Below are 22,279 nucleotides of genomic sequence, written 5' to 3' on the forward strand. Positions count from 1 at the left end.
GAGAGAATGGCATTGAGATTAAGCGTTCTCGCTAGTGGAAGCACTGGGAATGCAATCTATATAGAGAATGGGGAACATTCATTTTTAGTGGATGCTGGTTTAAGTGGCAAACAAATGGAGGGCTTGTTTCAACAAATTGATCGAGACATTAACAAGCTCTCTGGCATTTTTGTTACGCATGAGCATAGTGATCATATTAAAGGTGTCGGTATTTTAGCACGTAAATATAAACTACCAGTATATGCGAATGAAAAGACATGGGGTGCAATGGATTCGCTCATTGGACAAGTTCCAGTCGAGCAGAAATTCACATTTGATATGGAATCGGTGAAAACATTCGGATCCGTCGATATTGAATCTTTTGGTGTGTCTCATGATGCTGCAGATCCGATGTTCTATGTGTTTCACCAAGATGGTAAAAAAATTGTCCTTATAACGGATACTGGCTATGTTAGCGATCGTATGAAGGGCTTGATTTCCAATGCCGATGCGTATGTATTTGAGAGCAATCATGATGTGCAAATGCTACGGATGGGCCGTTATCCATGGAACATTAAACGTCGTATTTTGAGCGATGTTGGTCACGTTTCAAATGAAGACGCTGCAGTCGCAATGAGTGAGGTTGCTGGTGATAATACGAAGCGTATATATCTTGCACACTTAAGTCAAGACAACAATATCAAGGACTTAGCAAGGATGTCTGTTACACAAACGTTAGAATCAAAAGGTGTCGTTGTTGGTGAGCAATTCGAGTTATACGACACCGATCCGCGTGTGCCAACATTCTTAACAGAGGTTTAATTGATAACAATTAGAAAAAAATGTAACAAGATTTTTATATATGAAACATGAAATTTGTGCCTTACTACTTTTTTGAGTAGTAGGGCTTTTTTCTTGTATGCGTATAAGGTTCTCTGAACGCCTTCATCGTTTTCTACTTTCTATTGAATCATTAGTTCTACTACTTACATCATGTTGTTTTTTTCATTTACGTTGACTGCTCCAAATGCCGTAGTTCCAAGGGTGGGAGTAAACTAGCAATCTAAATATTACAAATATTAACATTACATTATAAGTAAATTATTGGTATTTACTTGAAGGTCTTCCGCCCTTATGATAACAATGAAACTTTGAAAATTCTGAATTATTGAGAGGAGGAAGGGAAATTGGCAAAATGGAAAAGATGGGGAAAGAGTTTGCTTTTTGTTGGCTTGAGCGTAGGTCTATTCGGATTTGGTGGGCAAGTCGGTGCAGAGGATTATACGAGCAAGGATGAAACATTCCGAGTCATCATCAAGGGTGACCAAGACGTGTTAACAGAATCTAAAAGGTCGTATAAACTCAATCGAGATTTTGGTAAGGAAGGATACACAGCTGAAGTTACACAGGAGCAATATGAGAAGCTAGTAAAGAATCTTGAACTAGAGATTGAAAAGGTAGCAACTTTCTCAATTCAAAACACTGCAGTTATGTCATCAGCTGATGTGTCAGCATATCCTTCAACGAGAGTACCTTGGGGAATGAAAGCAATCTATAATGATCAAGCACTATCTAGCACATCTGGTGGGAACGGCATAAAAGTAGCTGTTCTGGACACAGGAACAACAAGAAATCATATCGACTTATCTACGAATATTGAACAATGCAAAGATTTTACGACAAGCTCTTCTTTTGTTAATAATTCTTGTACAGATCGCAATGGGCATGGAACACATGTATCTGGAACTGTAGCAGCCAATGGTGGCTCTGATGGTCAAGGAATTTATGGGGTCGCTCCTCAAGCAAAAATTTGGGCATATAAAGTTTTAGGTGATGGTGGAAATGGATATTCAGATGATATTGCGGCTGCAATCCGTCATGCAGCGGATCAAGGGGTTAGTACTGGATCAAAAGTCATCATTAACATGTCTTTAGGTTCGGCAGGCAAAGATTCATTGATCACAAGCGCTGTTGATTACGCAACAAGTAGAGGTGCATTAGTTATTGCAGCTGCTGGAAATACAGGCTCAGCTTCTAATACAATTAACTATCCGGCTGCACTAACGAATGCAGTAGCTGTTGCTGCATTAGAAAATGTACAGCAAAACAGCACGTATCGTGTAGCAAATTTCTCATCTAGAGGAAACCCTGCGACAGCTGGAGATTTTATTATTCAAGAGCGGGATATCGAAATTTCATCTCCTGGAGCAGCGGTCGAATCAACATGGATCAATAATAACTATAATACAATCAGTGGAACTTCAATGGCAACACCACATGTTGCCGGTCTTGCAGCAAAAATGTGGGCAACAAACACATCTTTATCAAATACTCAATTAAGAAGTCAGCTTCAAACGAAGGCAAGGCAATACGATATTCGTGGCGGAATTGGAGCAGGGGTTGGCGATGACTATGCTTCCGGTTTTGGATTTGCACGAGTGAGATAAATAATGAGATTGGCCCCTTACCTTTAAGGTAAGGGGTTTTTACATTCTTTACTCCAAAACATGCTATTTAGACTTCATTTCATTCTGGTTTATTACTAAACAAAAACGAAAGTATGACGGAATTCGTAAGATTGCTTTGGAGCAGTAGTTTTCACTCGTTTTTTCATTTTAGGTGAGTATAATTATGGGTATATAGAAACAATAGAAGATAGCATTCATCTGTATGGATACTGTCACAAGTTTTAGCAAAAAGAAAGGGTTTGATGAACATGGGTTATTATGATGAGCATTCGACAAGTCGTACTGACCGGAGTAAGGGTCGTAAAGGCGGGTATTTTCTATCAAGCTTTGCTGGTGTCATATTAGGTGCACTCCTAGTCATTCTAGCGATGCCAACTTTAGTCGAAAATAATTTACTACCAAATGTGGCAGATCAGCAATCAGCAACATACTCCAATAACAACAATCAAGCGGGTTTAACACAAATCTCAGCGGATGTTACCAACAATGTTACGGGTGCGGTTGATAAGGCTGCCGACGCTGTTGTTAGTATTTCAAATATTCAACAGGCGAGTGGCGGTTTTTGGGCACAGCCTGAAGGAAGGGCAGCAGGAACTGGTTCGGGTGTCATTTATAAAAAAGATGGGAATACAGCTTTTATTATGACAAATCATCATGTCATCGCAGGCGCGGATCAAATTGAGGTAACGTTAGCAAACGGAACGAAGCTTCCAGCAACACTAGTGGGAAGTGATGATTTAACAGATCTAGCGGTTCTTGAAGTGGAAGCTGATGAAATCGACACAATCATTGAACTCGGTGATTCCGATACATTAAAACTTGGTGAACCAGTAATAGCGATTGGGAATCCACTAGGGAACTTTGAAGGTTCGGTAACTCAAGGAATCATTTCAGGTTTAGAGCGAACGGTGCCGATTGATATTAACCAAGATGGCCAGGTCGATTGGCAAGCAGAGGTTCTACAAACCGATGCGGCAATCAATCCAGGAAATAGCGGTGGTGCACTTGTAAACATTAATGGTCAATTAATTGGCATTAACTCAATGAAGATTGCGGAGTCTGCTGTAGAAGGAATCGGTTTGGCAATCCCAGTGAATTCAGCACTACCAGTCATTCAGGATTTAGAGCAATTTGGCGAAGTAAAGCGTCCATACTTAGGCATACAACTTGGCAACGTTTCGGACGTACCAAGCTATCATCAACAGGAAACATTGAAGCTTCCAAATGATGTACGTCAAGGCGTAGCAGTATTCGGAGTAGAAACTGGTTCACCTGCGGCTGAAGCAGGGCTACAAGATTTTGACGTAATTGTTGAAATGGACGGAGAAGAAATCAACGATGTGCTCGAATTAAGAAAGCACTTATATACTCAAAAGCAAATTGGGGAAGACATGCATGTGAAGTTTTACCGTGAAGGGCAACTACAAGAAGCAACAGTAGAACTTTCTGGTCAAACGTTCTAAAGGGAAGGAATCCGCTCGAAGTGACTCGAGCGGATTTTTCATTGATTAAGAAATCAAAAACAATTTTATCGAAAATTCTAATAACAAAAGGGTTTGTTTAAAATAATATGATACAATGACCGATAAGGGATTGTTTTCCATTTAAAAGATAAGTTGAAATAAGGGTGAGATATTGGAATGACAAGAGCATTAGAATTGATGTTTATTATTCTCGGTCTAGTATGTTTTGTGTATCTTGGTCTTTTAGCTGGGCTATTTACATCTGTGCAAAATGATCCATTTGGTTATACACGTTTTATGGTCGATAAATTTGGTATAAGTTTTGATCATAAATTATTTGAACTCCATTTAGAAGATATTAATGAAGCTTCTGTTGGTGGCTGGCTGAGTGTATCATTAATCGCAACAATTATTGGGGTCGCAGCGATTGTATGTATGGTCATAAATAAGTGGGCAAAGGTTGCTGGCTCCGTATTAATCGCTCTTGCAATCATTGCGATTATTTTAACGAATGGTGATGGATTATATGGTGCAGTGTTCTATATGATTGCTGGGCTATTTGCACTGATAAGAAGACCTAAAAATTGTATACTCAAAAACGTTCATTGAGGCGTAAATGAATTGAAATTGGAGAGGGATACCTCTCAGAATGTTGACAAACGCTCGCATACGTCGTTGTTTGTCTCATTTTGTCATCTCATGAACTATTTGTTCTATTCGGGGTTTCTCTCGAATGCACGTCTTGTCTGACAAGCGTTTTCAAGACATTCTGAGGTTTCTTTTTCCAAGGAGGGAGATCCCTCTCTTTTTTATGTCTGAATTGGCATTTATGCTATGATGAGTTGTGGATAATACTAAGAATAGAATACATTATCCACAAAACATAATATGAAAATCGAATGTACGATAGAAAAGGAGCATATAATGAAAATCTATAGCTGTGAAGAACATATAGATCTAGCAATGGATGTACTAGTTGATGAGTGCGAAACGTTCCCTCATCTTTCAACCATTTCAGAGGAAGAAAAGTTATCAACAACCTGTGAATATTGTCAAATGCATGCAATATATCTTGTGGCGAACAAGTGATTCCATACAAGATGTGGATAGAAAATGTGGATATGTGGATAAATTCTGTGGATATTCTGTACATTGTCTGAGGATTGCTGTGAATATCTCTAAATAACTGAAGGTCACAACTCCTAGATGGGGAAAAATGATAGGCAATCAGAATCATTTTTAGATTTTTCTGACTATTATAGCGGTATATCCCGTTATAATGTAGGAAATAAAGAAAAGGGTGTGATCATATGAAAATTCGTCAATCAATGAGACGAAGGGGACTTTTCCTTTGTTTATCTGCTATTCTGTTTCTCCCATTTGTACTGAGTGGGAATGTTAGTGCGACAAACGAAGTGCATCACACATCCAATGAATCGACAGAAGCCATACATGTACAATCTACCTCATTAGAGGAGAAGTTAAACACAACCTTAGAAAATCCTGTCTTAGATGGAGCGATTACAGGAGTAAGTGTACGAAAAGCGAGCAATGGAGAGCTGCTTTATGAAAGCAATGGAGACATTCGCCTCCATCCAGCGTCGAATGAGAAGCTGTTAACGGGTGCTGCTGCACTCGAAATTCTCGGTTCGGATTATCGTTTTGGTACAGAGGTGTATACAGACGGACAAGTACGAGGTCCTGTTCTCCAAGGGAATTTATACATAAAAGGTAAAGGTGATCCAACCTTAATGAAGAAGGATTTGGATCAATTTGCAAAAGATTTAAAGGCAAAGGGGATCACAAAGTTCAATGGTGATTTAATCGGTGATGACATATGGTATGATGACGTTCGTCTTTCTACCGATTTAAACTGGGACGATGAATCCAACTATACCGCTGCGCAAGTCTCAGCGTTAACGCTATCACCAAATGAAGATTACGATATGGGGACGGTGATTGTCGAGGTCCTTCCAGGGAAAAAAGCTGGTGACAAGCCAAGTGTCACGGTGACACCACAAACGGATTATGTGAAGATTGTCAATGAAGCTAGTACTGGAGCAACAGGAACTGCACGCAACATCTCAATCGCGCGCAATCATGGAACGAACGATATTGTCATTAAAGGCAATATGCCTCTTAGTGGAACTGTTTCCCGTGCGTGGGTAGCGGTTTGGGAGCCAACGGGATATGTTCTTGATGTCTTTAAAAAATCTTTAAACGAACAAGGCATCACGCAAATTGGCAATGGCAAGGTGAAAACTGGAGAAACTCCAGCAAAAGCCACTTTGCTAACTTCAAGGGAGTCCATGCCGCTCAATGAGCTTTTCATCCCATTCATGAAGCTGAGCAACAACGGCCATGCGGAAATGATGGTAAAGGCAATGGGCAAGGAGGTTCATGATGAAGGAAGCTGGAGCAAAGGCTTGCAAGTCGTGAAAGACTATCTTGAGGACAAAGGATTGAACATGAATACAATCCTCGTCCGTGACGGGTCAGGAATGTCACATAAAAACTTAATTCCAGCTAACGAATTAACGAAGCTTCTATACGAGGTGCAGGCAGAGGAATGGTTTACGGACTTTGAATACTCACTGCCAGTTGCTGGTGAGCCTGATCGTTTCATCGGTGGAACGCTACGCAATCGCCTCGGTGGTGAAGATACAAAGGGCAATGTCCTTGCGAAAACCGGTTCATTAACAGGTGTAAACACACTATCTGGCTACGTTACATCTAAGGATGGCGAGAAACTCATCTTCGCGATCATGATGAACAATTACATCACTGGATCTGTAACCGCCATCCAAGATGAAATCGCGACAGCCCTTGCAAGGCATGAATTTTAAGTCGTAAGTAAAATAATCTCAAGAAATATGCGAGTAGGTAAACACACTAATTGTTTACTTACTCGTTTTTTATAAAAAGAAAGATTGATTTTCGCCTTGCGGACGCTTTCCGCGGGCGGACCTGGAGCCTCCTCCTTCGAGCGGGGTCTCCCTTGGCCACGCTTTTCCCGCAGGAGTCGCCGCAATCTGCTCAAATCGTAGAAGAACTGACGAGATCAATCAAATAAAATGACTTAAAAACCATTTTATGAATCGTATTTGAACTATATGAGTAATGCAGTGCTCTCGCTGAAACATTGCTAGGGCGTTTTTCTATTTTGTAGTGAGTTTGCTACAATAGAGGAAAAGCGAAAGACGCCTGCTTATCGGCGACAAGCATAAGCCAAAGACCATAAGAAATCCTGATTTCTGGAGGGCTTTGGCTATGGCCTCGAGCTGATGGCGTCTGGAGACTAGACAGTGTTCAATACATCTACTTTAATAAAAAAGTCCAAACTATTATAAAAAATGAGTTTAGCTCTATATTATTTATGAAAACGAACGAAAAGGAAGTCAGCATATGAAAATCACAATTATTTCTGTTGGAAAGCTAAAAGAAAAATACTTAAAGCAAGGCATTGACGAATACTTAAAACGGCTATCAGTGTACGCCAATGTCAATATCATCGAAGTCCCAGACGAAAAAGCACCAGAAAACATGAGCAAAGCTGAAGAAGAAGAAGTCAAACGAAAAGAAGGCCAAAAAATCCTAAACCACATCGCCCCCGACACCTACGTCATCACCCTAGAAATCGGCGGCAAAATGCTCACAAGCGAACAACTGGCTGAAAAACTAGACTCCCTCGCAACATATGGCAATAGCAAAATCGCCTTCATTATTGGTGGATCACTCGGTTTGAGTGACGAAGTAAGAGGAACGAGCAAATACGCCCTATCCTTCTCAAAAATGACCTTCCCACACCAACTCATGAGACTCGTCTTGGTTGAACAAGTGTACAGGAGCTTTAGGATTAATCGGGGTGAACCGTATCATAAGTAAATGAGGTTTTTACATTTTATAGTACCGAATAAAGAACCTACCATTCACGAGTTTTGTAAGAGATATTTTTAATCAAGAGATACTTATTTGATTTTACAATTTTCTCTAGAAGCAAAGCTACTTGGTAGGTTCTTTGCTATTTTAAATACAGTTCTTTTAAAAAAGCTCTAGCTAGCTACACCCTGTACATATATATTTCCAAAATTAGGAGGAATGACTAACCCTTGCGTAGAAATAGTTAAAAAGACTTATTTAATATATAGGGGTGAATGTCATTGTCATTAGTTGCCTATATCAGAATAGCGAAAAGCATTAAAGATGCACTTGATTGTTCAAATGAAGAAGCAGTGAGCAGCTCTTCAATTCCAGAAGAATATAAGCTGCAGGTTTTGACAGAGTTACAATCAGAGGATGTAATGGATGTTCGAGACGTACACATGGTTGAGGATAGGCAAAGAGATCATGTGGAATGGTTGTCTAGGGTTGATAGAGCAGAGTGGTATTACTGGCCGAGACTTAGAAATTATTTAATAGATCAAAAAAATTGGCCACTAGCTACTGTACGATCAATAGATAGATCTACTGATAGGATCTTGGGGGCCATGGAAAATCCAATAGAAAGAAACGAATTTAACACAAGGGCTTTAGGTGTAGGTTTTGTACAAAGTGGAAAAACAGCAAATTATTCGTCTCTAATAGCAAAAGCAGCTGATACTGGATATAGACTAATTATTGTTTTGGCAGGAATGCACAACTCTCTTCGATATCAAACACAAGTTAGACTTGATAAAGAACTAGTTGGATTAATCAACGGTCAAACGGTTGGTGTAGGTTATCCGAGACCAGATAAACTTTGGCATACTTTTACAAAAGCAGATCTACTAAATGGTGAATTCAACCCAGGAAATGCTAGCTATGCTGCATTAAATGGGAGTAACCCTGTCTTAGTAGTAATTAAAAAGAATGGACCTGTATTAAGAAGGTTAATTGAGTGGTTAGAAGGTTCTCAAGAGTCTACAAAACGTAATTTACCTTGTTTAATTATTGACGATGAAGCAGATCAAGCATCAGTTAATACAGGAGGTAATAGACCACATGACTGGGATCCTGAGGAACAAAATGATGTAGATGAGAACCCAAGTACAATAAACGAACTTATTCGACAACTGTTAAATTTATTCAGTAAAAAAGCATATATTGCATATACAGCAACTCCTTTTGCAAATGTACTAATTGATCACGAGGCTCAGGATGTGATAGCAGGTAGAGATTTATATCCTCATTCTTTTATAATGGCACTTCCTCGTCCACATGGGTATTATGGTGCTGAAGAGATTTTTGGCTCTTTAGAAAACAATACCGATGGAATAAATATTATTCGTAATGTACCTAGAAGGGATGTTTCTCAGCTAGTGCCTGCAAGCAGAAGAGAAGTCGAAACATTTCAACCTACTTTAGCAGAGACATTAAAACAAGCAATAATTGATTTTATTCTTACCGGTGCAGCTAGATTGAAAAGAGGCCAAGGGGATCAACCTACCTCAATGCTAATTCATACTAGTTATAGAACACAAATACAGGAAAGGTTAGCTGAATTAGTGCGGGCTTATCTTGATAATATGAGAGATGAATGGAGATATAACAGGGATGAAAATCCTTTCACCCAAGAATTATCTGGAAGATGGGATAGTGAATTCAGACCGCTTACAAGATCAATTAATATTGATTACGATTTTTCATTTGACGAAATATTTGATGAGATTTCTACATTCTTAGAACAAGTCACTGTAAAAGAACTTCACGGTAATTCTAATGATGAGGTTAATTACGAAGTCGAGCCTAGCCTTAAAGCAATTGTTATAGGAGGAAACCGCTTGTCGAGGGGGCTTACTTTAGAAGGGCTTCTAATAAGTTACTTTGTACGAAATAGCCAACAATACTCTTTCGATACATTAATGCAAATGGGTAGATGGTTCGGGTTTAGAGAAGGCTATTTTGATTTAACTAGAATTTATACTACTCGTCAATTAGCTAGGTGGTTCAGTGACTTATCAATTATAGAAGCTGACTTACACCGAGATATTTCCCGTTATGAAAATGAAGGTTTAACACCTTTACAAGTTGGGGTTAGAATACGTCAGCATCCAGCAATGTTAGTTACTAGTCGCTTGAAAAGTAGATCTTCACAAGTGGTTAATGCTTCTTTTAAAGATAAATTGGTTCAAACAATAACATTCCCGTTTTCTGATTCTGAATGGTTGTTCGAAAATATTGAAATTACAAGAGGGTTTTTATCTTCATTAGGAACGCCTCATATTATGGATAATTCTAATAAACCATTGTGGTCTAATGTTGATTCAAGCTCTATCATTGAATTCCTAGAAAATTATAAGACTGATCCTGATGCTACGATTGTCAGAGCAGAAATGTTAAAAGAATATATTATTAGACAAAATGAATGCGGAGAATTAACTAATTGGACAGTAGGGGTCCTTGGAAGAAACACTTTAGATCCAGAAATGGATAGAATTGATTTAAATATAAGTGGAATGGATGCCATTAATTTAATTAAAAGATCAAAGTTAATTGGTTTCGATTCTCTTGGTGCAATTGTCTCAAATCAAGACCATGAAATTGGATTGACACAAGATGAAATAGCACAAGCTGATATCATTAAAAGAGAATTGAATGTAACTAAGAATGAAGCACTTAGACACATTCGTTCTTACCAAGAAGGTGTGCTACTAATATATCCAATTAGCAAGTATTCATCAGTAGACGAACATGATGATCTGGAAGGGAGTAATCTAAATAGAGAGGCAATTTTCAGTAATCCGGAAGAAGGCGAACATATTATTGGTGTTGCATTAATTTTCCCTAACTCTAATACAGCAGCAACTGTAGAATATGTAGTGGGTACTGTGGGAGCTGAGATATAATGAGAGTAGATGTCACAGAGGGAAGTTGGAAAAGTATTGAAAATACAACCCCACAATTCGGTAGACTTAAAGCAAAAAGACTAAGTACTGAAATTGATGTATTAATTGGGATAGATCATAATATGTTGCGACATATACTAGTACCAATAACCAATCAAAACGAATCTTTTACTGACCAAAGAAGCCGAGGTATATCAGTACAAAATCGTCGCTTAATTGTTGAAGATTTTCCTGAATCTCTCTATCTAGATGTAACTTGCAATTATAAAGATGCAAACGAAACATTTAATTTAGTTATATCAGATATAATAGAGTTACTCCATACAGGATTGTCTCCTAACGAGTCAGTAGTTAGAACTCTTAATAAATGGAGACAATTCTGGTCTGGTGGACAAAGAAGAATACTCACTGAAGAACAAATTAAAGGTTTGTTTGGAGAGATGTGGTTTCTACTATTCTGGTTATTACCAAAAGGAACTAATATGATTGACCTATGGTCTGGACCTTCTGGATCAATACATGATTTTGAAAATGAATCTTATTCGGTTGAAGTTAAGACAACTTCTTCAATTAGAGGTCATATTCATAAAATAAATGGATTAGATCAGTTAGACCCACCAGAGAGTAATCAATTATTTTTTTACAGCCTTCGTCTAAGAAGGGAACAAACGGCCTCTAATTCATTACCTACTCTTGCAGAAAGAATAAATAACATTTTAAGGAATGATCCAGTGATGATTAACCAGTTTGAAAGTAAGTTAATCCAAGCAGGGTATTTCCATGAATTAAGAGAAGAATATGTCCAGTATCGATATAGGGTTGTTGATGAACGGATGTATAATGTAAATAAAAATTTTCCTAAGCTAACTTCGAGTATTTTTCAAGAGGGCGTCCTAAATGGTATAGAGAGAATTGAATATGACATTAATCTTGAGGTTTGTCCAGATTTAGTAGTGAGTACCTCTCCTCAAGGTTGGGCTCATAAATAATTTTAAATAAAAGGGGGATACTCAGTTTCTCCCTTTTATGGTCTTAAATAAACTACTTTTGCATCGTTTATTAGCTTCTGAGTTATAGACAGGTTCAAGGCTCTAACTCTACTATGCCACTTTCTGTATTTTAAAAACTGACTCCAATTTAATTCAATGATTTTATCCAACAAATAGTTTTCATTAAATATTACAATTATTACATACTCAAACTTTTGTGGTTCAGGCATAATTGAATTTGGTTCATTTAAGCCATAAAAAACACCAGTAGTCTTGCCAGTTGTTGACTTGATACTATACCTTTCCCCATTAATACTAATAGCGTCAATGTTTTGAGTACCAACAGGAGCAAATTGTAACTTAGGTAGTCCTACAGTCCTGCTGTAGTAATTAATAGCATAATATTCACCAAGATCACCTAAGAAGTTTTTACTTCTAATTATCTTTCTTTTTTTTAATTGGTTTATTACGAACCCATACGCCTCTATTAATTTTTCATCTGTTAGTTGTTCTATTTCCATCATAAGTAATTACCCCATCCCTAATTCCGTTTTGAAAATATTTTAGCCTGAAAAGGAATTTTTTTCTATTTTAAAATCAATTGAATAAATATTGGTGTTTTTTTTAAAAAGCATCTTAATTGTATAGGTGAACAACTTAAACTGGATTACCTTATAAAAAAATAATAAAATTTAAAAAAATATTGACATAAAACAGCTTTAATTAGTATAATCATAATTAACAGCTGTTTTAATTCTTTTTTTTTATGTGTTCAATGATGTGAGGAGGCGCTTTATATGGTATCTGTCAAAGAAAGCTTGCTACTAATAACTGAAGTTACTGATTTTTATAACATTTCAAAGAACCAACTATCCAAGGTTCTTGAGATTGACCTTGAAAAAGAAGAGGACCTTACTGATAGTCATTTGAAGTTGAAGGAAATTATGAATCCAAGCAAATTCATTGGACTCTTAGAAAAAAAGGGTCACCTTCTAACACCAAGTGCTAGAGAAAAGGTGTATCAAAATGTGAAGGATAAACATGAAAAGCTAAAAATGAAAGAGAGTGGGTTAGTTTTTGGAAAAGTACTACAATCTAATGAATTGGGTATTCGTCCCAATGGTGAAAGAGCAGGTTCTTTTGCATTAATAGCTCAACAAATTGCCAAAGATTTTTTCGGAGAATTAACCACATCTGAACTAAATCCGAAGAAGAAATTTACTGTTAAAGAAAGTAATAGCGGGGAGGTTCACAATTTTAATTATGATTACCATAACAGTAAAATTGTTGAATCAAAACCTAATGGCCGAAATGAATATCGCATGTATTCTGGCTACATCAAGGATTTAGATCCTGATGATATTATTCTAATGATTGAATCCCCTGATGCAAGTGAGGACTATATAGTTGGGTGTATTCATCCTGAAAGTCCAAATTATCATGAGATCATGGATTTGATCAAAAAATATAAAGTAGGAAGAAGCTTATCTGCTTTGATTCCATCATTAGAGCTTATTTCCAAAGGCGTAACATTCACTGAAATGTTTGAGGGGACTGAATTGCCAAGTTTAGAATCCAGTTCATTAGATGGTGGAGAGGAAATAGATGAAAGATTGGGTGTAGAGCTCCCAACAACATTGTCTCCGGAAGCATTAGCTGAACTATTAAAGCAAAGTTTGGAAACGGATGGTGTAGATCGCACTGTAACCATACTTAAGAAAATAAAAAGAGATCGCCGATTTCGTAAAGCAGTGTTGGAGGCCTACAATTTCAAGTGTGCTGTGACAGGGCATTCTATTGTTTATGGGGATACACTAAATGTTCAAGCTGCTCACATTAAAGGGAAAGAATATGGAGGATCAGATAATCCTACTAACGGACTCTCACTTTCCTTAGATCTTCATTGGGCGTTTGACCGTGGTTTTTTTGCAATAAATGATGATTTTACTATTCAGGTACATGAAAAGATGCAAGGGAATAAGGTTTTACAGGAAATTGATCGAAAAAAACTACTTTTGCCACAAGATAAGACTTTATGGCCCAATTTAGACATGATTAAATACCACAGAGATCATATTTATGGGAAATTTATAAAGTAAAGTAGTGGAAAAGACCATAGGTTGGTTTACAACTTGTGGTCTTTTTTATGCGCGATACAATTTAATACTCTTTATAGATATATATTATATGAATGATCTCATTTCCAACTATACCCCATTGTTATAGCTGGAATGGAAAGTTAGTATAAGAGAGGTGATAGCATGCAGAAATTCAATCAACAGCTTGAAGAATTGATAATAACAATGAGAACTTTGAGTAAAGAGTGGGAAAAGAATGAAGTTGAATTTTCGGATATACTTTCAAAGGACTACCCTTTTAATAAGGTTTTCAGGAAGTTTTTGTCGATCTGGTTGAGAGGAAGAAAAGTATTAATCAAGAAATTCTAAGTGGAAAAGATTAATACCTCAAATTACTGTCGAAAAATGTTATTATAGAGTTTTAGTAATTGCATATTCGAGAAAATATATTTAAAATAAAAGAGAATACATGTTCGTAATAACGAGAATGGAGGATAGATCTATGGGTGAAACACAATTAAATGTATTAGATCTATTTTGTGGCTGTGGAGGTCTATCACAAGGATTTTTAGATGCGGGTTATAATGTAATTCTTGGTGTTGATTTTGAAGAAGCAGCGTTAAAAACCTTTAAATATAATCATGAATCGTCAGATGTTTTATTGGCAGATCTCTCTAAAGATGAAGCTATACAAGAAATTGCTGACAAAGTTGGGGACCAAAAAGTGGACATAGTTATCGGAGGACCACCTTGTCAAGGATTTTCATTAACAGGATCACGAGATATAAATGATACACGAAATACCCTTTACTTAGCAGTCGTTAAAGCTGTAAGGAGATTTAAACCTAAAGCATTTTTGATTGAAAATGTCCCGGGGATCGCAACATTATATAATGGTACTGTTAAGCAACAAATAGTAAATACTTTTGAGGATATGGGGTATAATGTATCAGTTTCACCTAAACCTTTATTAGCAGCTGATTACGGCGTACCACAAATGAGAAAAAGAATGTTTTTTGTGGGAATAGAAAAGGGATATGGATCTTTTGAATTTCCAGAACCAACTCATACACCAGAAAGATATGTAACTTGTAGTGAAGCAATTAGTGATTTGCCGAGTAGAGAGGAAGACTTTGGACAAGAAGTTGATAACTATGAAAAGGAACCTCAATCGTTATATCAAGAATTCATGAGACAAAACAGTAAAAAGCTTCATAATCATGTTGCTACTAATCATACGGAGCATGTTAAATGGGTTATAAGTCAAGTTCCTGAAGGTGGTAATCATAAGGATTTACCTCCTGGAGTTGGTGATAGTAGAAAGTTCAATGAAGCTTGGACTCGATATCATAGTAAAAAGCCTTCTCGAACAATTGATACTGGTCACAGAAATCACTTTCACTACAAGTATAATAGAGTGCCAACAGTTAGAGAAAATGCAAGATTACAATCCTTTAGAGACGATTTTGTTTTTATAGGTACGAAAACTCAACAAAATAGACAGGTAGGAAATGCAGTACCACCTCTCTTATCCCTTAATTTGGCCAAAGCCATACTTCAACATTTTGATGATGTGAAAAGTGGGCGTAGAAAAGTAAAAGATTTAGAACAATTGAACTTGGAATTGAATCTATAAAGGTGATATTATGAGTAAACTAAATACGTTAGAGTTATTTGTTGGTTGTGGAGGACTCTTAGACGGCTTTGAAAAAACGAGGCAATACTACACAGTTGCTAGTGTTGAATGGCAAAAGTATGCATGTGATACGCTAATTAATAGATTAAAAAAGACATATAATTATAAGGATGCTGAAAAAAGAGTTCTTCATTTTGATATTCAACGAACAGGAGAATTAATAAAGGGTTGGAAAGATGATGAGGTTTATGGATCACATGTTGGTCTTGACTCTATAGTAAATAATAGGGACATAGATTTAATTGTTGGTGGCCCTCCTTGCCAAGCATATTCAGTAGCGGGTAGGATACAAGATAAAGATGGTATGAGAAATGATTACAGGAACTATCTTTTCGAAAGCTACTTAAAAGTTGTTAAAGTCTATAACCCTAAATTAATTGTATTTGAAAATGTTGAAGGTATGCTGTCGGCAGCTCCAGATGGGGAAAATATTGTTGATAAAATAAAACGAGGATTTAATGATTATGGCTTTGATATTATTGATGATATTAAAGGCCAAGCTTTACTTGATTTAACTCAATTTGGTGTTCCGCAAAAAAGGAAAAGGGTAATACTAATTGGTTTAAATAGAAGATATTTCGGTGAGAATAAGGCAGAAAACCAAAAAACTCTTCAGTTCTTTTACAACGACATTCTAACTAGGTATAAATCGGAAAAAATTTATACAGTTCGTGATGCAATAGGAAAGCTTCCTAAATTAGTACCTTCACCAGAAGATTACAAATTGGGACGCCGGAAATATTCGCATGTTCCACATGAAACAAATTATAATTGGCATTATCCAAGATACCATAATAGAAGAGATATAGATATATTCAGGATATTGGCAGAAGATATTAATAGTGGCTATAATCAATACCTGTCTACTGAAAATTTAAAGAGGCTTTATACTGAGAAAACAGGAAAAACTTCAAATATTCATAAATATTATGTTCTTAGATGGGATCAGCCAAGTAATACTATACCAGCTCACTTGAAAAAAGATGGACTTAGACATATTCACCCAGACCCTATTCAGTCTAGATCAATAACCGTTAGGGAAGCAGCAAGACTACAAACTTTTGATGACAACTTTGAATTCATAGGTAGTATGGTTCAAAATTACGAAATGATTGGGAATGCAGTTCCACCCGAGTTCAGTAAGAGATTAGCTAGTGCGATATACGATCTATTTAAAGAAAAAGGAATGATGTAATTTACATCATCCCTTTTTTACCACTATTCTATTTTCTTTGCAATGTTTAAGTTGCTACCATCATCGAATGGTTGCGAATATCGAACCTTTCCACATTTAACACATTCAACATCACACAAACGGGAGTATGAGAGCTTTTCGTTAGCCGGTAAATTAGGTGGGATTTCTTCAATCCGTTTCACTAAAAAAACACCCCCACAAGAACAAATCATAAAATTACAGCTCCTAAGATTTAATTTCTGTTTAGAAGATTGCATATCAATAGTTTAGTCGATAGTCTTAGTAGTCGTAGGCTATATAAAATAAATATACCACACTTAAACTGAAATATACTTGAAATTTAAAGATAGTTAAACCTGTATCTTTGAAGTAATATAAATATATATTATTTATTAGATTTTAAAAGAGGACGTTTCAAAGACAAAATTGTCTTGAAACGTCCTCTCTTTTATTTACAAAAGGAGAGGTGTTAAATGAAAACAACATCAGTAAAGCGAGTGAATATAGTTTCGGTAAAGTTAGTTAGAGAGAGAAGTATTCTTTATGATAGAAGAAATATTCGTTCTCCACAAGACGCATATGAACTATTGAAAGGTTTCTTAGAAGATAAAGATAGAGAGCACTTTATTGTTGTAACTCTAGATACAAAGAATCAACCAGTATCAATTAACATATGTCACATTGGTAGCCTGAATGCAAGTATCGTCAGTCCTCGTGAAGTAATGAAATCTGCAATTCTGTCTTCAGCTGCGAGTATTATGGTAGCTCATAACCACCCTTCAGGTGAAACCACTCCATCAAGAGAAGATGTTGATGTCACAAAACGTCTTGTTGAAGCAGGAAAGTTAATGGGAATTGAGCTTTTGGATCATCTAATAATTGGCGACGGAGAATTTACTTCTTTAAAAGAAAAAGGGTATATTTAAGGGAGGAAAGATATATGTGTTCTTATAACGCTGAACATTTTGCTATCTTTATGTCATCACAATTTGGCATTGAGGTTGATGAAGAACAAGTTGGAGAAGAGTCAGTTCTTTTGTATAAAGAGGAACTCGATGGAAGCTATGTGACAGAGGAATTGCTTAGTATTTCTCCTAAAATGGTATTAGTTCATTCTTGTGTTTACAATAAAGAGGAACAAGAGTGGTTGGTCTGTGTAGCATCTGATGCTGATATGAACCAACCACTCTTTTTAGTTTGTCTTAAAAACGAGGAGAAGGTTTACGAAGAAATACTATTGAGGGAAGAGAATCAAGGAAAATAGGTTCTAACATAATTTATGATATGAAATAATAATGAGCTTATCTATTTTTGAAATTTAAAGTTTCACTTCAATAGGTGATAAAATTGCGATAGATGGTGTTGTAATGCACCATTTATTTTTTTGGGGGATGGTGATTAATAAATGGAAAGAAAATATTCTACACATACTATTTATATCTGTTCATTGATAAGTACGTATAATGAGAACGCTAATGTAGAAAATATTCTTGAGAAGAAAATAATTCAAAGTTTGGATTTACTCTCAATCGTAATAAAAAAAGTTCAAGCAGATAGCAAGCTGTCGCCGAAGGCTCTTGAAAAACTTCAGGATTTTGATCGGATCAGTAATTATGAAAAAAATGGTTTACCTTCTATTCATGAGGAATACTGGACCATAGAAGAAGTAACAATTTTAATTATTATGATACGAACAAGTACACACAAGAGATATGATTCAATGAGAAAAACGATATTGGAATTTATTGAATCTGGGAAGGTCCCAACACAAAAGGTTTTACAATCAAACCTAGAATGGCTGCTAAAGGCGTATAAAAGTTTAGGAATGTTGAAGTATAAAAAATGGAGTTCAGAAGTTAAGGAAGATAATTTAAGAATTATCACACCAAATCCTATTGTAGAAGTATCGATAAATAATATGAAAAATGTGGAAAATAAAATTAATGAATTAAACTTACTAGAAGGTGAATTTGATTCTGTGATTGGTCAGATTCTTTCAAAATGTGCCTATCCTGAATTATTTAAAGTGGATAAGGAAGGTTATGATGTACAACTTGTGAGGGTTATAAGTGATATTATCTTTGAGTTAGAAAAAATTGATGGCTCCATCCCACAAATGATTGCAATCAATGAGTCTATAAAGAAACTAGAAAAGATTAATGAAGATATAAAATTCAGCTTTAACACGAGCAAGTATTATACTGATGAGTATTGGAGAAAAGTCATTAAAGAAATGCAGGAGGATAAGTTAATTATAGAAATTGAAAAAGTAATAAAAGAAAAATTCCAAGTTGAATTGGATACAATAAAGAAAAATACATTCTAAAAGTAAATGGGTGAATCAGATTTTTTAAATCCGATTCACCCATTTTTTGTGTCTACTAATAGTTATATATTATATACATCAAGAAAGGAGGGAAAAAAATCATACTAGCCCAGTAGTAACAAAGAAAATTGAGGGTTAACAAAAAGTGGAGCATTTTGAAAAGTTGGTTACATCATTTTTTTTGACACAGTATATGCCGGATTACGTTTAATTTGCAAATTAAATTTTTGTACTCGATTCAAAATGCTTTGGTGCTTATGAAAATGAAGAAATTAAAGCAATACTTGAAACTTTTAGTGGGGTGAGAACTAATGACTAAATTTGAACAAACTCAAAAATACTATTCCAGTACATTAACGTTAATTAGTGATGGAGAAAAAGAAGATCCAAAAGAAATTTTGAAAAAAGAAAAAAGATTAATGGATTTGGATTTAGAACTCTTTGAAGAAGATGTTCTAGAGGAAGGAAATAATAGAGTGATGCTAGATAATGTATGTACATTAAAAAATTTAACGGCATTTGCCGAGATAACTCGTTACAAAGAAACACTTCTTTCTGATATGACTAAAGAAGCAAGAGATGAAGTTACGCAAAAAATTATAAATAATCTTGATGAATTTGAAGTAAAGCCTATTGGCTATGAAATAAAGAAAAATTCTATTGTTTTAGCCTGGCACATCAATTCAGTAATAGGTACTTCCATATTTTCTTGCCAAGTTACTGGATTAGTTGATTAAAAAACAGATGGGATGGGATGGATATGTATACACATAACGATTGTTATATTGAAAAAGATTACTTTAGAAAGGACCATTATGATGGGGAAAATGCTTTATATAGGTTATCTGCAAAAATAGAAACAGTGCCAAAAGAAATGAAAATAAATCAGTTGATTACAAAGTTGAGTAATTTGTCTGTTGTTCCAAATGAAATAGTTGTTTTCCCAGAAAAAATTGAATTACATTGGTACCCTAAAGGGTACCAAATGATCCTAGGTTATGGACAATATTTAGCATTAATACAGGAATATATCGCCTTTATTGAAAGAATAAAGGAACTAAAAATATGCTTCCTTAAACGATGCCTACTGGAAGACCCGGACAGAACAGTTTTGGGTGTACCTAATGAATTGATTAATTTCGCACCTACTTTTAGTCCAGATTGCTTTGGACTAGTAGGCGCTGAATTTAACATTGTGTATATGCGAGAAAGATTGGAGTATATAGCCTGATGCCGATAAAAAAAGTAAAATTTTCTGATTCTAAGGGAAAATTGAAAAACATAAATACAACTGAACGTACTTGTAATAAAAATTATAAAGGGAAATCAGAAAAGATTTTTGACTTGGACTTATATCCATTTAAACTCAAAGAACAAGACTTGCTTGTATGGGATGACCAAAGGGAAAAATACATCCCAGTGTCTAAAGCAGTAAAAATTATTTCAATAACAAGATGTTTAGAAACAAGAGATATAGAGGTTGAACTTGTATTTTGGGCATTCGATCGTTGTGAAACTGTAGTAATTAGTAGAGGTGATTTATCTAAGCGTGAATTAAAGAAACTGGCTTCTAAAGGTTTGGATGTCTTGCAAGACAAGCAAGCTTCTGCAGTTGTCAACTTTTTAAATAAACAAGAAAAAACTATAAACCCAACAAATGTTCATAAAGGAATGGGATGGGATTTTCAGGAAGGTGAATTGGTATATAAACATTATGAATTGATAGCTCACACTTCTAATTCAACCAAATCAAATTATATTGGGGATTATGATATTGAACCAAGGGGAGATTATTATGATTATCTCAATCTTTTAGCTAGGGAAGTTATGGGAAAAACAACGCTTCAATTAATGCTGTGCCTAACGATGTCTTCTTTAATAATAGGCATGTTAAACCGTACAAATCTATTAAACTTAGATACCTTGCTAGTACATATTTACGGAGCATCGACTACTGGTAAGACAACTGCTGCAATGCTTGGAGTATCTGCAGCTGGAGCTCCAACAGCTAGAGGCCTGCTTCAGTCTTACAATGGCACAAGGAATGCAATAGCAAAGAAATTGGCAGGTAATTATGGTGTACCTATTGTACTTGATGAATCAACAATGAATCTTATGGATATGCAGAATTTTAGTTCATTTATATATGAAATTGCTCAAAACACCGAAAAAACTAGACTTACAAAGGAATCAGAATTAAAGGATAGTCAATCCTGGAGCACTACCATTATTTCTACTGGAGAGTCTTCTATCCTTGCAAAATCAAATAAAAATGAAGGTTTAAGAGTCAGATTATTTGAATTTTCACTGGATAAATGGACGAAAGACGGAAAAAATGCAGAAAACTTGAAGAAGGGTATTCTTAATAGTTATGGTCATATAGCTCCTAAAATTGCTAAGAAAATGTTAGAACTTGGACCACAGAAAGTTGCATTTATGTTGGAAGAAAACAAGATGCTTCTATTAAAAAGATTACCTGAGAGTAAATTTAAAGATAGAATTGCAACAAAGTTAGCGTTGGTTATTACTGCAGGAGAATTAATAGAATTAACATTAGACTTGGAGCTTGAAGGTGAAGAAATTATTGGAATGCTCATCGATCAAGAATTAAAAGCAATGTCTGAACGAGAAATGGCCCCTAAATTCTATCGTGAATTGAAGCAGCACATTATTAGATTTAAAAGAAACTTCAAAATAAATAAAGAAGCTGTAGCAAGTCATCAGGAAATATGGGGGAAAATTGAAACGAGTTCTAACCAGACTCAATGTTATATCTTGCCCGTTATTTTTGACCAAATAGCAAGAGACTACGGCTATTCAGATTCTAAAGTTCTAATTGATGCACTGAAAAAAGAAGGTCTGATTCTTCACGATAAAAATAAAAACCAAAAGAGAAAGTTTATTTTTTCAAAAGGTGAAATTGATCAACGTGAAGAGTTGCTTGGACAATCTGGTTATCCTCAAAAAGGAGACTACACATATTGCATTTGCTATGAAGGAAACATCTTAGAGGAGGGCTTTTAATAGCTAGTCTCCCTTATCCCCCTCATCTCTCTTATGGATTCATAATATTATGAATGCATGTAGGTGAAACACATTTAAATAGTTTTCTAAGGGAGAAAAGGGAGACTAGGGAGAGTGAAATCTTATCTAAATATATATTATTAATACGATGAGGAGAGCTTGCGATGAACGAAAAAGAAGGTTCTATCTACGAATATCAAAATCTTTTAGACATGTTAGCAGAAATGGTCACAGAAT

General features: G+C 35.7%; 19 protein-coding genes. 18 read left to right on the plus strand and 1 reads right to left on the minus strand.

Going from position 1 to position 22,279, the window contains the following annotated elements:
• Positions 1-6: 6 nt before the first annotated feature.
• The 9 genes from AC6F34_RS06670 to AC6F34_RS06710 all read left to right on the plus strand — a co-directional run bounded on the left by AC6F34_RS06670 (position 7) and on the right by AC6F34_RS06710 (position 11,723).
• Positions 7-801 carry an MBL fold metallo-hydrolase gene (locus AC6F34_RS06670; protein WP_500770308.1) on the plus strand — a complete coding sequence of 265 codons (795 nt, stop codon included), beginning with the start codon at positions 7-9 and terminating at the stop codon, positions 799-801.
• 365 nt (positions 802-1,166) lie between these two features.
• Entirely contained in the window at positions 1,167-2,426 is a 1,260-nt protein-coding gene (locus AC6F34_RS06675) for a S8 family peptidase (RefSeq protein WP_500770310.1), read from the plus strand.
• A gap of 269 nt (positions 2,427-2,695) precedes the next feature.
• Positions 2,696-3,910: a S1C family serine protease gene (locus tag AC6F34_RS06680; protein ID WP_500770312.1), complete on the plus strand. Its 1,215-nt coding sequence runs from the start codon at positions 2,696-2,698 to the stop codon at positions 3,908-3,910.
• Between the two features lie 177 nt (positions 3,911-4,087).
• Entirely contained in the window at positions 4,088-4,519 is a 432-nt protein-coding gene (locus AC6F34_RS06685) for a hypothetical protein (protein WP_500770314.1), read from the plus strand.
• 315 nt (positions 4,520-4,834) lie between these two features.
• Positions 4,835-4,999, plus strand: a complete 165-nt coding sequence (locus AC6F34_RS06690) for a CxxH/CxxC protein (protein WP_500770316.1) — start codon at positions 4,835-4,837, stop codon at positions 4,997-4,999.
• A 221-nt stretch (positions 5,000-5,220) separates the two neighbouring features.
• Positions 5,221-6,756: a D-alanyl-D-alanine carboxypeptidase/D-alanyl-D-alanine endopeptidase gene (gene dacB, locus AC6F34_RS06695; RefSeq protein WP_500770318.1), complete on the plus strand. Its 1,536-nt coding sequence runs from the start codon at positions 5,221-5,223 to the stop codon at positions 6,754-6,756.
• 559 nt (positions 6,757-7,315) lie between these two features.
• Positions 7,316-7,795, plus strand: coding sequence for a 23S rRNA (pseudouridine(1915)-N(3))-methyltransferase RlmH (gene rlmH, locus AC6F34_RS06700; RefSeq protein WP_500770320.1), 480 nt, complete (start codon positions 7,316-7,318; stop codon positions 7,793-7,795).
• Between the two features lie 275 nt (positions 7,796-8,070).
• Positions 8,071-10,734, plus strand: a complete 2,664-nt coding sequence (locus tag AC6F34_RS06705; RefSeq protein WP_500770322.1) for a Z1 domain-containing protein — start codon at positions 8,071-8,073, stop codon at positions 10,732-10,734.
• Entirely contained in the window at positions 10,734-11,723 is a 990-nt protein-coding gene (locus tag AC6F34_RS06710) for a PD-(D/E)XK motif protein (RefSeq protein ID WP_500770324.1), read from the plus strand. The genes AC6F34_RS06705 and AC6F34_RS06710 overlap by 1 nt, the downstream gene beginning before the upstream one ends.
• A 35-nt stretch (positions 11,724-11,758) precedes the next feature.
• Here the strand turns inward: AC6F34_RS06710 and AC6F34_RS06715 are convergent, their stop codons facing one another.
• Entirely contained in the window at positions 11,759-12,247 is a 489-nt protein-coding gene (locus tag AC6F34_RS06715; protein ID WP_500770326.1) for a hypothetical protein, read from the minus strand.
• A gap of 273 nt (positions 12,248-12,520) precedes the next feature.
• On the opposite strand from AC6F34_RS06715, the gene AC6F34_RS06720 reads away from it, so the two are divergent.
• The 9 genes from AC6F34_RS06720 to AC6F34_RS06760 all read left to right on the plus strand — a co-directional run bounded on the left by AC6F34_RS06720 (position 12,521) and on the right by AC6F34_RS06760 (position 22,042).
• The gene (locus AC6F34_RS06720) at positions 12,521-13,822 is read left to right on the plus strand and encodes an HNH endonuclease (RefSeq protein WP_500770328.1); all 1,302 of its coding nucleotides are present in this window, start codon (positions 12,521-12,523) and stop codon (positions 13,820-13,822) included.
• A gap of 481 nt (positions 13,823-14,303) precedes the next feature.
• On the plus strand, positions 14,304-15,437 hold the full coding sequence (locus tag AC6F34_RS06725; RefSeq protein WP_500770330.1) for a DNA cytosine methyltransferase: 1,134 nt from the start codon (positions 14,304-14,306) through the stop codon (positions 15,435-15,437).
• 10 nt (positions 15,438-15,447) lie between these two features.
• Positions 15,448-16,692, plus strand: coding sequence for a DNA cytosine methyltransferase (locus AC6F34_RS06730; protein WP_500770332.1), 1,245 nt, complete (start codon positions 15,448-15,450; stop codon positions 16,690-16,692).
• A gap of 473 nt (positions 16,693-17,165) precedes the next feature.
• Positions 17,166-17,618, plus strand: a complete 453-nt coding sequence (gene radC, locus AC6F34_RS06735; RefSeq protein ID WP_500770334.1) for a RadC family protein — start codon at positions 17,166-17,168, stop codon at positions 17,616-17,618.
• A 14-nt stretch (positions 17,619-17,632) separates the two neighbouring features.
• A complete protein-coding gene (locus AC6F34_RS06740) occupies positions 17,633-17,956 on the plus strand; it encodes a hypothetical protein (protein ID WP_500770336.1) in 324 nt (107 codons plus the stop codon).
• A gap of 141 nt (positions 17,957-18,097) precedes the next feature.
• Positions 18,098-19,018, plus strand: coding sequence for a hypothetical protein (locus AC6F34_RS06745; RefSeq protein ID WP_500770338.1), 921 nt, complete (start codon positions 18,098-18,100; stop codon positions 19,016-19,018).
• A 311-nt stretch (positions 19,019-19,329) separates the two neighbouring features.
• Positions 19,330-19,755 carry a hypothetical protein gene (locus AC6F34_RS06750; protein ID WP_500770340.1) on the plus strand — a complete coding sequence of 142 codons (426 nt, stop codon included), beginning with the start codon at positions 19,330-19,332 and terminating at the stop codon, positions 19,753-19,755.
• Between the two features lie 17 nt (positions 19,756-19,772).
• Positions 19,773-20,249, plus strand: a complete 477-nt coding sequence (locus tag AC6F34_RS06755; protein ID WP_500770342.1) for a hypothetical protein — start codon at positions 19,773-19,775, stop codon at positions 20,247-20,249.
• On the plus strand, positions 20,249-22,042 hold the full coding sequence (locus AC6F34_RS06760) for a DUF927 domain-containing protein (RefSeq protein WP_500770344.1): 1,794 nt from the start codon (positions 20,249-20,251) through the stop codon (positions 22,040-22,042). Before AC6F34_RS06755 ends, AC6F34_RS06760 begins: the two co-directional genes overlap by 1 nt.
• Positions 22,043-22,279 lie beyond the last annotated feature (237 nt).

It is taken from the genome of Niallia sp. CD-39 (assembly GCF_059874745.1).

Coding starts and splice junctions, on each gene's coding strand:
- AC6F34_RS06690 (WP_500770316.1), top strand. CDS start 4,835: ATGAAAATCTATAGCTGTGAAGAACATATAGATCTAGCAATGGATGTA.
- AC6F34_RS06710 (WP_500770324.1), top strand. CDS start 10,734: ATGAGAGTAGATGTCACAGAGGGAAGTTGGAAAAGTATTGAAAATACA.
- AC6F34_RS06760 (WP_500770344.1), top strand. CDS start 20,249: ATGCCGATAAAAAAAGTAAAATTTTCTGATTCTAAGGGAAAATTGAAA.
- AC6F34_RS06730 (WP_500770332.1), top strand. CDS start 15,448: ATGAGTAAACTAAATACGTTAGAGTTATTTGTTGGTTGTGGAGGACTC.
- AC6F34_RS06745 (WP_500770338.1), top strand. CDS start 18,098: ATGGAAAGAAAATATTCTACACATACTATTTATATCTGTTCATTGATA.
- AC6F34_RS06670 (WP_500770308.1), top strand. CDS start 7: ATGGCATTGAGATTAAGCGTTCTCGCTAGTGGAAGCACTGGGAATGCA.
- AC6F34_RS06720 (WP_500770328.1), top strand. CDS start 12,521: ATGGTATCTGTCAAAGAAAGCTTGCTACTAATAACTGAAGTTACTGAT.
- AC6F34_RS06750 (WP_500770340.1), top strand. CDS start 19,330: ATGACTAAATTTGAACAAACTCAAAAATACTATTCCAGTACATTAACG.
- AC6F34_RS06725 (WP_500770330.1), top strand. CDS start 14,304: ATGGGTGAAACACAATTAAATGTATTAGATCTATTTTGTGGCTGTGGA.
- dacB (WP_500770318.1), top strand. CDS start 5,221: ATGAAAATTCGTCAATCAATGAGACGAAGGGGACTTTTCCTTTGTTTA.
- AC6F34_RS06755 (WP_500770342.1), top strand. CDS start 19,773: ATGGATATGTATACACATAACGATTGTTATATTGAAAAAGATTACTTT.
- AC6F34_RS06740 (WP_500770336.1), top strand. CDS start 17,633: ATGTGTTCTTATAACGCTGAACATTTTGCTATCTTTATGTCATCACAA.
- AC6F34_RS06685 (WP_500770314.1), top strand. CDS start 4,088: ATGACAAGAGCATTAGAATTGATGTTTATTATTCTCGGTCTAGTATGT.
- AC6F34_RS06680 (WP_500770312.1), top strand. CDS start 2,696: ATGGGTTATTATGATGAGCATTCGACAAGTCGTACTGACCGGAGTAAG.
- rlmH (WP_500770320.1), top strand. CDS start 7,316: ATGAAAATCACAATTATTTCTGTTGGAAAGCTAAAAGAAAAATACTTA.
- AC6F34_RS06715 (WP_500770326.1), bottom strand. CDS start 12,247: ATGATGGAAATAGAACAACTAACAGATGAAAAATTAATAGAGGCGTAT.
- radC (WP_500770334.1), top strand. CDS start 17,166: ATGAAAACAACATCAGTAAAGCGAGTGAATATAGTTTCGGTAAAGTTA.